Origin of the sequence: Pararhizobium sp. LjRoot238 (assembly GCF_964252955.1) — a bacterium.
Taxonomy (GTDB): domain Bacteria; phylum Pseudomonadota; class Alphaproteobacteria; order Rhizobiales; family Rhizobiaceae; genus Pararhizobium.
Window position 1 is genome coordinate 2035543 of record NZ_CAXUPP020000001.1, and the last position, 14396, is coordinate 2049938.

Genomic DNA, 14396 nt, shown 5'->3' on the forward strand with positions numbered 1-14396 from the left:
CGGACTTCTTTAGGACATGCTTCCCATGAAAATCAGCGGCAGCGAAATTCGCCCAGGCAGCGTCATTGAACACAATGGCGGCCTTTGGGCTGCGGTCAAGAGCGTCACTGTGAAGCCGGGCAAGGGCGGCGCCTTCAACCAGGTCGAGCTCAAGAACCTGATCGACGGCACGAAGCTCAATGAGCGCTTCCGTTCGTCCGAAACCGTTGAACTGGTCACCCTCGATCTCAAGGACTTCCAGTTCCTCTATGAAGAGGGCGATGCTCTGGTGTTCATGGACGTCGAGAGTTATGAACAGCTGGAACTGCAGAAGGACTTCGTTGGCGATCGCGCCACCTTCCTGCAGGACGGCATGATGGTTTCGGTCAAGCTGTACGACGAAAGGCCGATCGGCATCTCCCTGCCCGACCAAGTGGTCCTGACGATCGCGGAGGCCGATCCGGTGGTGAAGGGACAGACGGCCGCGTCTTCCTACAAGCCGGCGATCATGGAAAATGGCGTGCGCGTCATGGTCCCGCCGTTCGTCGAGGCTGGCGAGCGCATTCTGGTCGATACCAATGAAATCGCCTATCTCCGCCGCGCGGACTGATCCGCAGCGACAAGTTTAAATTTTCTCCGGCCGTTGCTGCGGCCGGTTTTCTGTTTCGAAGGAAAGCCAAAATGGCACGCTCAGCTCTTCTCAATGTCATGGTCCAGGCCGCTTTCAAGGCCGGCAAGTCGCTGGCACGTGATTTTGGCGAAGTACAGAACCTGCAGGTCTCGCTGAAGGGGCCGGGCGACTATGTCTCGCAGGCCGATCGCAAGGCGGAAAAGCTGATCCGCGAAGAGCTTCTGAAGGCACGTCCGACCTATGGCTTCCTCGGCGAGGAAAGCGAGGAGATCATCGGCACGGACGGCGCGCATCGCTGGATCGTCGACCCGCTGGATGGCACGACGAACTTCCTGCACGGCATCCCGCATTTCGCGATTTCGGTCGCGCTCGAACGCCAGGGCGAGATCGTTGCTGCCGTCGTCTTGAACCCGGCGACCGACGAGCTTTTCACGGCGGAGCGCGGTGGTGGCGCCTTCCTCAACGATCGCCGTCTGCGCGTCGCTGCCCGCAAGAACCTGTCGGACGCCGTCATCGGCACCGGCACGCCGCATCTGGGTGTTGCCAACCACGGCACCTATCTCGTCGAACTGCGCCATGTGATGGGCGAAGTTGCCGGTGTGCGCCGCATGGGCGCTGCCTCCCTCGATCTCGCCTATGTCGCCGCCGGCCGTTTTGACGGCTTCTGGGAACGCGGCCTGTTGCCTTGGGACGTTGCCGCCGGAATCCTGCTGATTCGCGAAGCGGGCGGTTGGGTGGCCGACATCGACGGCGGCAACAAGCCGATGGATGACGGCTCGATCGTTGCCGGTAACGAATATATCCGCAAGGCGCTGCACGAGGTGCTGCACCGCCCCGTGCCGGGAAAATAAGTCGGAAAGGGCCGAACGGGCGGCTGTTTCATCCTGTTGATGTTGCCCGTTGTTTCCCCTTCAATTTGGCACAAACTTCCTCTAGTCTCCGGCCCAGCATCGCCATGTTCGCATATGCGGGCAGGCTGTGGCACATGAAAACCGGAGAATAACCCCATGGCGAAATTGGAACTGTCGGGATGGGATACCGGCGGAGCACTGAACGAGGGTTATAATCCCAACAAGCTGACGAGCCCGATGGTTTTCTTCTGGACGATGGTGATCTTCCTCATCATCGTCGGGTTTGTTGCTGCCATCCTGTTTCGCCAGGCTCACGCCGCCTTTGCCAGCAATCCCGGGCTGAACGGTCTTATTCTCGGCGTTCTGCTGATCGGTATCCTTCTGGTCTTCAATCATGTGCTCAGGCTGCGGCCGGAGGTTCGCTGGTTCAATTCTTTCCGTGCCGCCGGAAGCGCGGAGAAGGTTGGCCGCGACCCGGTCCTCCTGGCGCCGATGCGCGCGCTCATCGGCCAGCGCCATTCAATGGCGATCTCGACGACGGCCTTGCGGTCCATTCTCGATTCGATCGCCACACGTCTCGACGAATCACGCGACACCTCGCGGTATCTGACCGGCCTTTTGGTCTTCCTCGGCCTGCTCGGCACCTTCTGGGGCCTGCTCGGCACGATCGGGTCGATCAACACGGTCATTCAATCGCTCGATGCCGGGACGGGAAGCACGCAGGATGTTCTTGCCGCGCTGAAGACCGGCCTGTCGGCGCCGCTGTCGGGCATGGGGACGGCCTTCTCGACGTCGCTTTTCGGCCTCTCCGGTTCGCTGATCCTCGGTTTTCTCGATTTGCAGGCTGGGCGGGCACAGAATCGTTTTTACACCGAGCTCGAAAACTGGCTGTCATCGGTGACGGATGTGAGCTCCGACGTCATGGTGACCCCCGGCAAGCCGGCCGTGGCACCTGTCGAAGAGCTTCGCCAACTCACCGAGCAACTCGCCCGTCTCAACCATGACGGGGGTATGAGCCAGCGCACGACCGCCGCCATGGCAAGCCTTGCCGAAGGCATCCAGGGGCTGGTGAAGAACATGCGCGGTGAGCAGCAGATGCTGCGCGACTGGATCGAGGCGCAACAGGATGAAGCAAAGTCGATGCGCAAGACGCTGGACAAGCTCTCGGCGCGTATCGGACAGACCGACAAGATTCCCGTTCATCCGGAAAGACCGCACAAGCTCGCACGCGTCGAAGACGCCGGGGGGGAATGACCGATGGCACTTGCGCGCAAGGGCCGGACACAGAGAACCGTCGATTACTGGCCGGGTTTCGTCGATGCGCTGTCGACACTGCTCCTGTCCATCATGTTCCTGCTCTCCGTTTTCGTATTGGCGCAATTCCTGCTCAGCCGCGAAATCAGCGGCAAGGAAGATGTGCTCAACCGGTTGAACAGCCAGATCAACGAGCTGACCCAGCTTTTGGCGCTTGAAAAGGGCGGCAAGCAAGATCTCGAGGATTCTCTTGCCAACCTGCAGGCATCCCTGGCGTCGTCGGAAGGCGAACGCTCGCGGCTGCAGGCGCTGCTCGACCAGGGCGCCGGCAGTTCGGATGCCGCCAACCGGCAGATCGGCGACCTCACCGGAAAGCTGGATGAGGAAAAACAGATCAGTGCCCGGGCGATGAGCCAGATCGATCTTCTGAACCAGCAGATCGCCGCGCTGCGCAGCCAGATCGCCGCTATCGAGGGAGCGTTGCAGGCATCCGAGGCCAAGGACGATGCGTCGCAGACGAAGATCGCCGATCTCGGACGCCGGCTGAACGTGGCGCTGGCGCAGCGCGTGCAGGAACTCAATCGCTACCGTTCCGACTTCTTCGGGCGGCTGCGCGAAATCCTGTCCGATCGCGAAAATATTCGTATTGTCGGCGACCGCTTCGTCTTTCAGTCGGAAGTGCTGTTTCCGTCTGGTGGCAATGAATTAAATCCGGCGGGGCAGGAAGAGATGGCCAAGCTTGCCACGGCCGTGCTCGATCTTGCCAAGGAAATTCCCTCTGAGATCAACTGGGTGCTGCGCGTCGACGGACACACGGACAATGTTCCGCTTTCGGGGACAGGGCGCTACGCCGACAACTGGGAGCTTTCCTCGGCCCGCGCGACATCCGTCGTCAAGTTCCTGATCTCCAGGGGCGTTCCGGCGGATCGGCTCGCCGCGGCTGGTTTCGGCGAATTCCAGCCCATTGCCGAGGGCGACAGTCCGGACGCGCGCTCGCAGAACCGCCGCATCGAATTGAAGCTGACCGAGAAATAACCGGCACCCGTTCCGGGTAGCTCAGCAATCCGCATTCACCAAAAGCTCTATTTCCGGCTGCGTTTCACCGTTGCCCTGACGTTTACGTGTGCGTAATGTCGGGCAGGGTGGAGTTACTGGAGGACGAGCATGGATTGTGATGTTCTGGTGATCGGGGCGGGGATTGCCGGCCTCGTCGCGGCGGTGGAGGCTGCCGACCGGGGTCTCAGGGTCATCGTGCTCGATCAAGAAGGCGAGCAGAATATGGGCGGTCAGGCTTTCTGGTCGCTCGGTGGCCTGCTGTTTATCGATAGCCCAGAGCAGAGGCGCATGCGCATCCGCGACAATCTTGAGCTGGCGCGGCAGGACTGGATGGGGTCGGCGCAGTTCGACCGGCCTGAAGATTATTGGCCGCGCCGCTGGGCTGAGGCCTATCTCGATTTCGCCGCCGGCGAAAAGCGCGCCTGGCTGCATAGCCAGGGCATGCGGTGGTTTCCCGTCGTCGGCTGGGCGGAGCGGGGTGGTGGTCTTGCGCATGGCCACGGAAACTCCGTGCCGCGCTTTCATGTGACATGGGGCACAGGTCCTGGCGTTCTGGCGCCGTTCATCGCGCGGGCAAGGGCCGCGGAAAGCAGGGGACGCATCCGCTTCCGCTTTCGCCATCGGGTGGACGAGCTGATCATGACCAATGGTGCCGTTACGGGCGCGAGAGGATCGGTGCTGAAGAACGACGGCGTGCCGCGCGGCGAGCGCAGTTCACGCGAGGTTGTCGACGAGTTCTGGTTCGAGGCCGGCGCCGTCGTCGTCTCGTCCGGTGGCATCGGCGGCAATCATGACCTTGTGCGCAAGCAATGGCCGGTCGACCGGCTCGGCCCGCCACCGAACTTCATGGTCAGCGGCGTGCCGGATTATGTCGACGGGCGCATGGTCGAGATTGCCGAGCAGGCGCGCGGTTCCGTCATCAACAAGGACCGCATGTGGCATTACACCGAGGGCCTGCGGAACTTCGATCCGATCTGGCCGAACCACGGCATCCGCATCCTGCCCGGGCCATCCTCCTTCTGGTGCGATGCCGACGGCAACCGTTTTGCCGCACCGGCCATGCCGGGCTTCGATACGCTCGGCACCTTGAAGGCGATCCGCAAGAGCGGCGCCGACTATAGCTGGTTCATCCTGACCAAGGCGATCATCAAGAAGGAATTCGCGCTTTCGGGGTCGGAACAGAACCCCGACCTTACCGGCAAGGACATCCCGCTGCTTCTGAAACGCTTGGGCAAAAATCCGCCAGGCCCGGTGCAGGCCTTCATGGACAAGGGCGAGGATTTCGTCATTCGCGACCGGCTGGAAGAGCTCGTCGAGGGAATGAATGCGCTCTCGGGCGAGGGACGCCTTTCGCTCGAACATCTGCGCCACCAGATCGAGGCGCGCGATCGCGAGATCGACAATCCCTTTTCGAAGGATGCGCAGGTCACCGCCATCCGCGGTGCCCGCAATTATCTGGGCGACAGGCTGATGCGGACGGCCAAACCGCACCGGCTGCTTGATCCCAAGGCCGGGCCGCTGATTGCCGTGCGCCTCAATATCCTCACGCGAAAGACGCTGGGCGGCCTGCAGACCGATCTCAACGGCCGTGTGCTGGAGCTTTCGGGCGAACCTGTTCCGGGCCTTTATGCGGCGGGCGAAGTTGCAGGTTTCGGCGGCGGTGGCATGCATGGCTACAACGCACTGGAAGGAACATTCCTTGGCGGTTGCATTTTCTCCGGAAGGGTCGTCGGGCGCAGCATAGGCGCCTGATCGCTTCGGCCGAAAAGGCTCTCCGGGCAACCCGGAGAGCTCCGGGGGATCAATCCATCTGGACGTTGGCGTTCTTGACGACGGGCCCCCATTTCGCCAGTTCGGCCTTCACATGCGCGGCAAGTTCGTCCGGCGTCGAGGCGACGATGGTGGCGCTGAAGCCGTTCATCTTCTCTGCGACGGCCGGGTCCGCCAAGGCTTTCTTGGCGGAAGCGTTGAGCCGGTCGATCGCTTCCTTGGGCGTGCCTGCCGGGGCAAACAGCGCGTTCCAGGTATAGGTCTCATAGCCGGGAATGGTTTCGGCGATGGTCGGAACATCCGGGAAGGACGGCGCTCGCTCCTTGGTCGTCACTGCCAATGCCTTGAGCGTGCCGGATTTGATATGACCAGAGGACGAGGGCAGGTTGTCGAACATGATCGGTACCTGGTTGCCGATGACATCGTTCAGCGCCGGGCCTGATCCCTTATAGGGCACATGTTGCATGCCGACGCCCGCCATATTCTTGAACAGCTCGCCGGAGAGATGCAGCGGCGTGCCGTTGCCGGAGGATGCGTAGGAGTATTGGTCGGGTGCCGCCTTCAGAAGCGCCAGAAGCTCCGCGACATTCTTTGCCGGAAGCTGCGGATTGACCACGAGCACGTTGGGCACGAGCACCAGCAGCGAGACCGGGGCGAAATCCTTTTCCGGGTCGTAGGGCTTTGTCTTCAGGATCAGCGGATTGAGCGCGTGGGTCGCAACCGTTCCCATCAGGATCGTGTAGCCATCGGGTTCCGCCCGCGCCACCCGGTCGGCGCCGAGATTACCGCCGGCGCCCGCGACGTTTTCCACTATCACCTGCTGGCCGAGATCGTCGGACATCTTCTGGCCGATGATGCGCGCAACCACGTCGGTCGAGCCGCCAGCCGCGAAGGGCACGACCAGCGTTACCGGGCGATCGGGAAACGCCTGCGCCTGCGCTTGACCGCCGAAAACCAGCGCCGATGTCGCCATCAACGCGAGGCCAAGTGCCATGCGCCGCTTCAATAAGGACAATGCCATTCAACTCTCCTCCCAAGACGTGCCAGTCAGCGAAACAGCAGAAAGCCGTTTCCGCGGCAACAATAGCGTCGACGCACCGAAGGGCAACCTCGGGAGAAAAATTAAGGGTTGTACTCAATCGATTTTATTTGGAACGGGTCGCTTCAGCCCAGCGTCACGACATTGCGTGCTTCAGGGTTGTCATAGTCGAACTGCAGCCGCGCCAGTTTGGCATAGAGCCCGCCTTGGCGAACGAGGGACGCATGCGTTCCTTCCTCGACGATCCGGCCCTGATCCATGACCAGAATACGGTCGGCCTTCAGCACGGTCGCCAGCCGATGGGCGATGACCAGCGTCGTGCGTTCGCGCATCAGCCCGTCGAGCGCCTTCTGCACCAGCGTTTCGCTCTCGGCGTCGAGCGCGGACGTCGCCTCGTCGAGCAGGAGCACCGGGGCATCCTTCAGGATCGCGCGGGCAATGGCGATGCGCTGGCGCTGGCCGCCGGACAGCGTAATGCCGCGCTCGCCGACCTGCGTATCGTAGCCCTGATCGAGCCTTGCAATGAATTCGTCAGCCTGGGCGGCAATGGCGGCGGCACGCACCATCTCGCGCGACGCGGTGGGCAGGCCGAAGGCGATGTTGTCGTGGATCGATGCGGCAAAGATGGTGACGTCCTGCGGGACAATGGCGATACGGCTGCGCAATGCTTGCGGATCGACCGAGCGGATATCGATGCCATCGACGCTGACCGTGCCCTTGGCCGGATCGTAGAACCGCAGCAGCAGCGAGAAGACGGTGCTCTTACCCGCGCCGGAGGGGCCGACGATGGCAACCGTCTCGCCCGGCTTGACGGCGAAGCTCAGGCCCTTGACGCTCTTGTAGCCGGGCCGCGAGGGGTAGGCGAAATGAACGTCGGCGAAGGTGACCGCACCTTGCGCCGGTTCCGGCATGGCGACGGGATTGGCGGGTGCCGTGATGCTCGGCCGTTCGGCCAGCAGTTCGCTCAAGCGCTCGGCAGCGCCTGCGGCTTGTGAGAGTTCGCCCCAGACCTCCGACAACGCGCCGAGGCTGCCGGCGGCGAAGACCGAATACAAGAGAAACTGGCCGAGCGTGCCGGCCGACAGCGTGCCGGACAACACGTCCTGGGCGCCGAACCACAGGACGGCGACGACGCTGCCGAAGATCATGGTGATGGCAAAAGCGGTGAGGATCGAGCGGGCCTTGATGGCGGCGCGGGCTGCCTCGTAGGCGCTTTCGACGGCGCTGCCATAGCGCGCCTGCGCGACGGCCTCGCCGTTGAAGGCCTGGACGGTACGGGAAGCGGAGATGGCTTCACCGGCATAGGCAGACGCCGTGGCGAGCGTATCCTGCGCCTCGCGCGACCGGCGACGCACCGAGCGGCCGAAGCCGACGAGCGGAAAGACGATGACTGGGATGGCGATGAGCACCAGGCTCGAGAGCTTCGGGCTGGTATAGACCATCATGCCGATGGCGCCGAGACACAGGATGATGTTGCGCAGGGCGACCGAGGCGGTGGCGCCGACGGCGGATTTGATCTGCGTCGTGTCGGCGGTCAGCCGGGAGACGATCTCGCCGGACTGGTTGACATCGAAGAAGGACGGGGAAAGCCGGGTGACATGGTCGAAGACATCGCGGCGCAGATCCGAGACGATCCGCTCGCCGAGCGTGATGACGAAGTAGTAGCGGGTCGCACTGGCCACCGCGAGCACGATCGCCAGAACCATCAGCATGGAGAAGTAGGTGTTGATGAAGCCGGAATCGGAGGCGGAGAATCCGTGGTCGATCATCCGGCGCACGGCCATCGGCAGCGTCAGCGTCGTTACGGCTGCAACGACGAGCGAAATGCCGGCACCGATGACGAGATTGCGGTAGCGCCGGATATACGGCAACAGCTTGGCCAGCGGGCGCACGGACCTGCGCCCCGCCGGTTGAACGACCTCATTCGACACATGACCTCCAATACCGGAAGAAGCGGCAAAACTCGCACAGTCTTCTCCGGCGGTACTTGTTATCTGGATGACCATCATGTATAGGCACGGCATCAAATTGGGAAGCCGTGGTCCCTTGAGTGGTCTGCGGCTTCATTTACGTGTTCGGTCCCCATGCCGCAATGGCCCGCAAATGGCTTGCGACAATTGGACCCTGGAACTTGCAGGAAGATTGTTATGAAGGCTGATATCCATCCCGCTTACCACATGATCAAGGTGGTCATGACCGACGGCACCGAATACGAAACCCGCTCGACCTGGGGTTCGGAAGGCCAGACCATGAACCTCGAAATCGACCCGAAGTCGCATCCGGCATGGACCGGCGGCAACCAGCAGCTGATGGACCGCGGCGGCCGCGTTTCCAAGTTCAAGAAGCGCTTCGAAGGCCTCGGCCTCTAAGTTTCCATTGCTGGAACATGATTTCGGAAAAGCCCGGTTCATCCGGGCTTTTTTGCGTTTGGGGCATGGGCGGAAGGCGGTACGGGATTGTTGGTCTGGTGCCACTTGGCGGGAAGTCTAGCTTCCTCCGATAAAAAAGATTAGTATTGACTTATCAATTAGTATAGGCTATTTGATTTCCCATGACCGAAGCTGCAAACATTACCGCCGTCCTGCGCACACTCGCCGATCCCACGCGGCGAGCCGTATTCGAACGGGTCGTCAAGTCCGATGAAATTACGGTAGTCGAGTTGACGCGCGGCAGCGGTGTGACGCAGGGCGCCATCTCCCAACACCTCAAGTCGCTGAAGCAGGCCGGCCTGGTTGCCGAGCGCCCGGAGGGCCGCAACGTTTATTATCGCGCTGAGCCAGAGGGCCTCGCCCCGCTGGTCGATTGGATGAGCCACTACGGCGTCTTCTGGCGCGAGCGCTTCGCAAATCTCAGAACCTTGCTCAAGGAGATCGATCCATGACCGACGCCGCTTTGAAGTCCGACACGCAAGACATCGTGGTTGACGAGGTCTTCCCGCATGCGCCGGAGACGATCTGGACAGCGCTGACATCCGGCGAACTGATCGCTCGCTGGATGATGGCGCCGACAGGGTTCGAGCCCGTGGAGGGCAAGCACTTCACGTTCCAGACGACGCCGGCCGGCGCGTGGGACGGGATCATTCGCTGCCAGGTGCTGGAGGTGAGACCTTACGAGCGCTTCGTCTATGCCTGGAAAGGCGGACACGAGGGAAACGTCGGATATGGCTCACGGCTGGACACCGTCGTCACATGGATTCTTTCCCGGGTTGAAAACGGAACACGCCTTCGCCTCGTCCACTCCGGTTTCGTGCTGCCGAAGAACGATAGTGCTTTCAGGAGCATGAGCGAAGGTTGGAAGAAGGTTGTCCGAAACCTCGACGCCGTCGCTGCGGATCAGGCCACCTCGAAGCTACGGCACTGACGCGGATCTGCGAAAGCGAGTTCAACAGCCGCCCGGCGGTTCGACCGGAACTGTCGTGGCGCAATCTGGTGGACCGGGTCTGCCCGTATGACATCTGCGCCGAGGCGGTTTGGTCGCCCTTGGCGGCGTTACAGCGCCGCGAGTCTTTTCAGACGCGCAAAGGTCGCTGTAACACTTTGGAATGCTGCATAATTTTATCCTTAAATCGATTCCGATTTAAGGAATTATGCAGTAGCAGGTGGCGCGTTAGGGCTGCGATGCGCGGCTGTCGAACACGCTCGATCCCTTCGAAGCATTCGTACCCCAACAGCACTTTACAGGAGAAACGATATGAGCAGGGCTTATACGGGCGGATGCGCCTGCGGTGCGATCCGTTATGAAATTACGGCCGAACCGCTGGTGATGAACGACTGCCAGTGCCGCGACTGTCAGCACAAGAGCGGTACCGGACACGGATCCTACCTGACCTTTGCGGACAAGAGGAGCGTCAAACTCGAAGGCGAAGCGAAGCATTGGGACATCGTTGGCGACACGGGCAACGTGAAGACACGCGCGTTCTGCCCCACCTGCGGGTCACCGGTGTATTTGACGTTCTCGGCTATGCCGGACCTTTTCACGGTGCACGCCGGAAGCCTTGACGACCCAAGCCGATACAAGCCGCAGATGGTGACGTACAGCGTGCGCGGCCACGCATGGGACCACATCGATCCAGCCCTGCCGAAATTCGACAAGATGCCGCCGGCCTGACATGAACCGCGACCTGGCTTCGCATGAAGTGTGCGTCACCGGGCAAGGCTTCATTGCTTGTTGGCCGTCCCTGCGCCGCTTGCGCCGCCAAAAACACAAAACCCGGCACAACGGCCGGGTTTGAAGCATTCGGCTGCCTGCCTGTCTCGGATCAGTTGGTTCCAAAAGCGGTCTGCAGCAGGGTGAGTTGCGCCTTGACGCCGTTCTGGTTGTCGGGCGTGAAGTTCTGGGCTTCCTGCGGGCGGTAGATTTCGCGATCGAGCAAGGCGACGCGGTTCTGCAGGCGCAGCGAGCGGTCGATCAAATCGCGGAAACCTTCCGGCAGGTCATTCCAGCCCGGCGCCGTGCGATCGACGTTGAAGCTGTCGAGGCGGACCTTGTTCTTTTCCGACAGGACCTGCTCGCGGTTCATCTCGCCATTGTTGACGGCGCGCTGCAGGAGCAGCCAGGATGCCATCTGCATCAGGCGCGTGGTGAGGCGCATCGATTCCGCGGCATAGAGCACCGATGCCATGCGCGGCAGAACCTTGGAGGCGGCGCGACCGGGGCCATCGAGATAGCTCGCGGTTTCTTCAACCAGGCCCATGCCTTCCGCATAGAGAGCCTTGAACTGCGCCGAAGACGCAGCGTGTCCCGCGAAGCTCACAGTATTCAATCCCCGTTCGGACATGGTCTGATTTCCCTGGTTAAACGCATCAACTCGGTCAGGTAACGAACGGGCTAACAGCAAGTTTCCGGCCGCTCGGTTTATAGTTTGAACATGATCCCATAGCGCATTTCGCGCAAGCCTATTCTTAATAAAGGGTTAATCTCCACAATTCTTTGCCGGTTGGGGAAAAAAGGCAAAAAAAGAGCCGCAAAAGCGGCTCTCAAGGTAAAACAGGGAGAAAAATCAGACCATTCGCCAAACGGGAAATTGTCTGAGTCCAGAGCGATCTGGATGCGACAGTAATACCTTATAAGGCTTAATGAAGCGTTATGGCGGCCGGATTCTCGGCGATGCAATGTCTTGTTTTCCGCTTTTGACCTCGATTTGGTTGCTGCAACGGGCCAGCGTCCATTATTACTTTCCCGGAAAAGGCTGATCTCGGCGCAGCTGTTGTGAGACGCTATAGGGAGGATGCGGCGGCCAATCTGGAAAATTTGTCGTAGGAAACGCCCGATCCGTTGGAAAGACGGCGCGGGCATTCCGAAACCTCTCGTCAGGCGCTTCAGAACGAGAAGCGAATTTGCCTTTGCAGCTTCATGGCCGCCGAATATGACGATCTGCCGGAAGCAGTGAAGACGGAAATTCAACCCTTTGCGGACGTCAATGTAGCATGGCTCCAAAGACAGTTGTTCGCATCACCCCTGGTCGAATCCGAGAAAAGTGAACTGAGAGCCCGTGCGATTTTCGCCGCCATAGCCGGCGCGCAGCTTTTGGCTAGAAGCCGAGCGGACGTCTCACTCTACGATACGGTAATCGAAAGCTATCGTGATGCAGGACTTCTGCCTGCATCGGTGAAGCCGAGGGCTCAAGCATCGAGTGTTAGAGCTACGTCAGCAGTTTGACGCGGCATAGACCGGGAGGCAGATCTGTAGATCAAGGCTTGACGGGTTGTCGCCCCTTTTCCGTCATATCCGCCTCCCGCATCAGCTAGTCGTGACGGTGATGGCCACGTCGATGTTGCCCTTCACCGCGTTCGAATAGGGGCACGTCGCATGCGCCGCCTGCACGATCTCCTCGGCCGTTGCCTGATCGAGCCCGGTGATCGCGACGTCGAGCGCCACTGAAAGCACAAAACCACCGCTACCATTCGGCGACAAGCCCACTTCGGCCACCACCACGATGTCGGTATCCTTCACCCTGGTCGCCTTGCTGCGGGTGACGTGGATCACGGCGTTTTCGAAGCAGGCCGCATAGCCGGCCGCGAACAACTGCTCCGGATTGGTCGCGCCGCCCTTGCCGCCCATCGTCGTGGGCAGCGCCAGCGGAAGACCGAGAACACCGTCTTCGCTGCGGACGGTGCCGCTGCGGCCGCCGATCGCGGTGACCCTGGTGCTGTAGAGTGTGCTCATTGTCCTGTTCCTATCAAAGCATGCTCGACATGCCGAACGAGGTGAGCATGTCGTTCTGAATTGGGCTTACGGCCTCGTTCAGTCGCTGGATGCCGAAGTCCATGCCTTCAGGCATGACGACCGTCCGCAATGGACGCCGCTCCGTGGCCTCGACCAGTTGCACGATGGCATCGGCCACGCGTTGGGGCCGCGGGGGATTGGCCTCGTCGTGTCCATCGTTAGCGTTGGCCTTGATCTGACCCGGGATCGCCGCGACCTCGCCATAGGAAGCAAGCACGGCCTGATCGGATGGCTCCGGGCTCGACGAGATGAGGTTGCTCGGGAATGGCCCTGGCTCGACGATGACCGAGTCGATTCCAAAGCCCTTCAGTTCATACCGATAGGCTTCGGCAAGCCCCTCGAGCGCGAACTTGCTCGCGGAGTAGGTGCCGAAGAACGGAAAGACCACCCGACCCATCAAGGATGTCACATGAACGAGGAGTCCGCTGCCGGCGGCACGCATATGCGGCAGAACGGCGCGGTCGGCCCGCACGGCGCCGAAGAAATTGACCGCAAATAGCCGTTCGACGTCCGCGACCGTGTAGGCTTCCGTGACCCCGACAGGCATCCTTCCGGCATTGTTGATCAGGGCATCGATTTTTCCGTGCTGCTTGATAACCTGGTCGATCGTGGAATTGACTGAGGCCTCTTCGGCGACGTCCATTTCAATGACTTGCAGCACATGTCCTTCGGCTTTCGCCGCTTCGATGAGATCGCTTTGTACTCTCGCATTTCTTCCTTCGACGTCTCGCATGGTCGCAACGACGGTATGACCCCGCCTTGCGAGTTCCAACACCGTGAGTTTTCCAAAACCACTGCTGGCGCCGGTCACAACAACGACTTTTCCGCTCATCCTAAATCCTTCTCTGAAATCCAAGGGGTCTCACATACCTATAGACAGACCTGTATGTACTTGCAATCATAAAATTGACAGAATAGTCTGTCTATAATGCGGGCGAAGGATTTGAGGTGACAGAAATGCAAACGCGCGGCGTGCTTGAGTTTATGGATGTGGATGGGCAATCGCTTGATGTCCTCGCCCCGCGAGAACGCGTATTGAAGACGGCGTCGGACCTGTTTTACCGGCTCAGCATCAATTCTGTCGGGATCGATCGGATCATCGCCGAAAGCGGCGTGGCCAAAATGACGTTCTATAAACACTTTCCATCGAAGGCCGCGCTCGTCGCTACCTATCTGCGTTACAAAAGTGCCATCTGGTTTCAGATGCTCTCAACCTCGACTGAAAGAGCTGGCCTATCGCCGCTGGAGCGCGTCCTCGCTATTTTTGACGCGCTAGACGAACCTCTCCGTGCGCCTTCTTTCCGCGGCTGTCCGTTCGTGAAAGGACTGGCCGAATTCGGACCGGAGGCAAACTCCCCAGACGTACAGGCGACCATCGCCGAGTATTTCGAGGGGTTGCATGAATTTGTTGCCTCACTCATTGAGCCCTTGGGATTGAAGAAACCCGAAAGAGCCGTGATCCAGGTCCTGTCGCTTATCCAAGGCGCAATTGTGATGGCACAGTCGACGCGCGATCCTGACATTGTCGAGGCAAACCGCGATGCAGCCAGACTGTTGCTGGAGAATGGGTTGACCTCGTAGTCTGAACCTG

The 14396-nt window shown here is 60.6% G+C and carries 15 protein-coding genes and 1 pseudogene; 11 read left to right on the forward strand and 5 right to left on the reverse strand.

Annotated features, from left to right (window positions below):
- Window positions 1-25: 25 nt before the first annotated feature.
- The 5 genes from efp to ACSQ3F_RS09965 all read left to right on the forward strand — a co-directional run bounded on the left by efp (window position 26) and on the right by ACSQ3F_RS09965 (window position 5523).
- The gene (efp, locus tag ACSQ3F_RS09945) at window positions 26-589 is read left to right on the forward strand and encodes an elongation factor P (protein ID WP_436100069.1); all 564 of its coding nucleotides are present in this window, start codon (window positions 26-28) and stop codon (window positions 587-589) included.
- A 71-nt stretch (window positions 590-660) separates the two neighbouring features.
- Window positions 661-1461, forward strand: coding sequence for an inositol monophosphatase family protein (locus tag ACSQ3F_RS09950; protein WP_436100070.1), 801 nt, complete (start codon window positions 661-663; stop codon window positions 1459-1461).
- Window positions 1462-1617: 156 nt separating this feature from the next.
- Window positions 1618-2715 carry a flagellar motor protein MotA gene (locus tag ACSQ3F_RS09955; protein WP_436100071.1) on the forward strand — a complete coding sequence of 366 codons (1098 nt, stop codon included), beginning with the start codon at window positions 1618-1620 and terminating at the stop codon, window positions 2713-2715.
- Between the two features lie 3 nt (window positions 2716-2718).
- Window positions 2719-3750 carry a peptidoglycan -binding protein gene (locus ACSQ3F_RS09960; protein WP_436100072.1) on the forward strand — a complete coding sequence of 344 codons (1032 nt, stop codon included), beginning with the start codon at window positions 2719-2721 and terminating at the stop codon, window positions 3748-3750.
- Window positions 3751-3879: 129 nt separating this feature from the next.
- Entirely contained in the window at window positions 3880-5523 is a 1644-nt protein-coding gene (locus ACSQ3F_RS09965) for an FAD-binding dehydrogenase (RefSeq protein ID WP_436100073.1), read from the forward strand.
- Between the two features lie 49 nt (window positions 5524-5572).
- Here ACSQ3F_RS09965 and ACSQ3F_RS09970 read toward each other — a convergent pair whose 3' ends face one another.
- Both ACSQ3F_RS09970 and ACSQ3F_RS09975 read right to left on the reverse strand, forming a co-directional pair.
- Window positions 5573-6562 (reverse strand): Bug family tripartite tricarboxylate transporter substrate binding protein, encoded by a 990-nt coding sequence (locus tag ACSQ3F_RS09970; RefSeq protein ID WP_436100074.1) that lies wholly within the window; start codon window positions 6560-6562, stop codon window positions 5573-5575.
- A gap of 143 nt (window positions 6563-6705) precedes the next feature.
- Entirely contained in the window at window positions 6706-8511 is a 1806-nt protein-coding gene (locus ACSQ3F_RS09975; protein ID WP_436100075.1) for an ABC transporter ATP-binding protein/permease, read from the reverse strand.
- A gap of 216 nt (window positions 8512-8727) precedes the next feature.
- Here ACSQ3F_RS09975 and rpmE point away from each other — a divergent pair, with 216 nt between their 5' ends.
- The 4 genes from rpmE (at window position 8728) to ACSQ3F_RS09995 (ending at window position 10687) form a co-directional block, all read left to right on the forward strand.
- Window positions 8728-8949 (forward strand): 50S ribosomal protein L31, encoded by a 222-nt coding sequence (rpmE, locus tag ACSQ3F_RS09980; RefSeq protein WP_018327882.1) that lies wholly within the window; start codon window positions 8728-8730, stop codon window positions 8947-8949.
- A 182-nt stretch (window positions 8950-9131) separates the two neighbouring features.
- Entirely contained in the window at window positions 9132-9461 is a 330-nt protein-coding gene (locus ACSQ3F_RS09985; protein WP_436100076.1) for an ArsR/SmtB family transcription factor, read from the forward strand.
- Window positions 9458-9940, forward strand: a complete 483-nt coding sequence (locus ACSQ3F_RS09990; RefSeq protein WP_436100077.1) for an SRPBCC family protein — start codon at window positions 9458-9460, stop codon at window positions 9938-9940. The genes ACSQ3F_RS09985 and ACSQ3F_RS09990 overlap by 4 nt, the downstream gene beginning before the upstream one ends.
- 330 nt (window positions 9941-10270) lie before the next feature.
- A complete protein-coding gene (locus ACSQ3F_RS09995) occupies window positions 10271-10687 on the forward strand; it encodes a GFA family protein (RefSeq protein WP_436100078.1) in 417 nt (138 codons plus the stop codon).
- 151 nt (window positions 10688-10838) lie between these two features.
- Here ACSQ3F_RS09995 and rcdA read toward each other — a convergent pair whose 3' ends face one another.
- Window positions 10839-11357 (reverse strand): protease adaptor protein RcdA, encoded by a 519-nt coding sequence (gene rcdA, locus ACSQ3F_RS10000; RefSeq protein WP_018327877.1) that lies wholly within the window; start codon window positions 11355-11357, stop codon window positions 10839-10841.
- A gap of 334 nt (window positions 11358-11691) precedes the next feature.
- On the opposite strand from rcdA, the pseudogene ACSQ3F_RS10005 reads away from it, so the two are divergent.
- A pseudogene (locus tag ACSQ3F_RS10005) lies at window positions 11692-12238 on the forward strand (TetR/AcrR family transcriptional regulator).
- Window positions 12239-12319: 81 nt separating this feature from the next.
- Here ACSQ3F_RS10005 and ACSQ3F_RS10010 read toward each other — a convergent pair.
- Window positions 12320-12745: an organic hydroperoxide resistance protein gene (locus ACSQ3F_RS10010; RefSeq protein ID WP_436100079.1), complete on the reverse strand. Its 426-nt coding sequence runs from the start codon at window positions 12743-12745 to the stop codon at window positions 12320-12322.
- A 13-nt stretch (window positions 12746-12758) separates the two neighbouring features.
- The gene (locus ACSQ3F_RS10015; protein ID WP_436100080.1) at window positions 12759-13637 is read right to left on the reverse strand and encodes an SDR family oxidoreductase; all 879 of its coding nucleotides are present in this window, start codon (window positions 13635-13637) and stop codon (window positions 12759-12761) included.
- A gap of 125 nt (window positions 13638-13762) precedes the next feature.
- Between ACSQ3F_RS10015 and ACSQ3F_RS10020 the strand changes: the two genes are divergently transcribed.
- Window positions 13763-14386 (forward strand): TetR/AcrR family transcriptional regulator, encoded by a 624-nt coding sequence (locus ACSQ3F_RS10020; protein WP_436102098.1) that lies wholly within the window; start codon window positions 13763-13765, stop codon window positions 14384-14386.
- The last annotated feature ends 10 nt before the right edge of the window (window positions 14387-14396 follow it).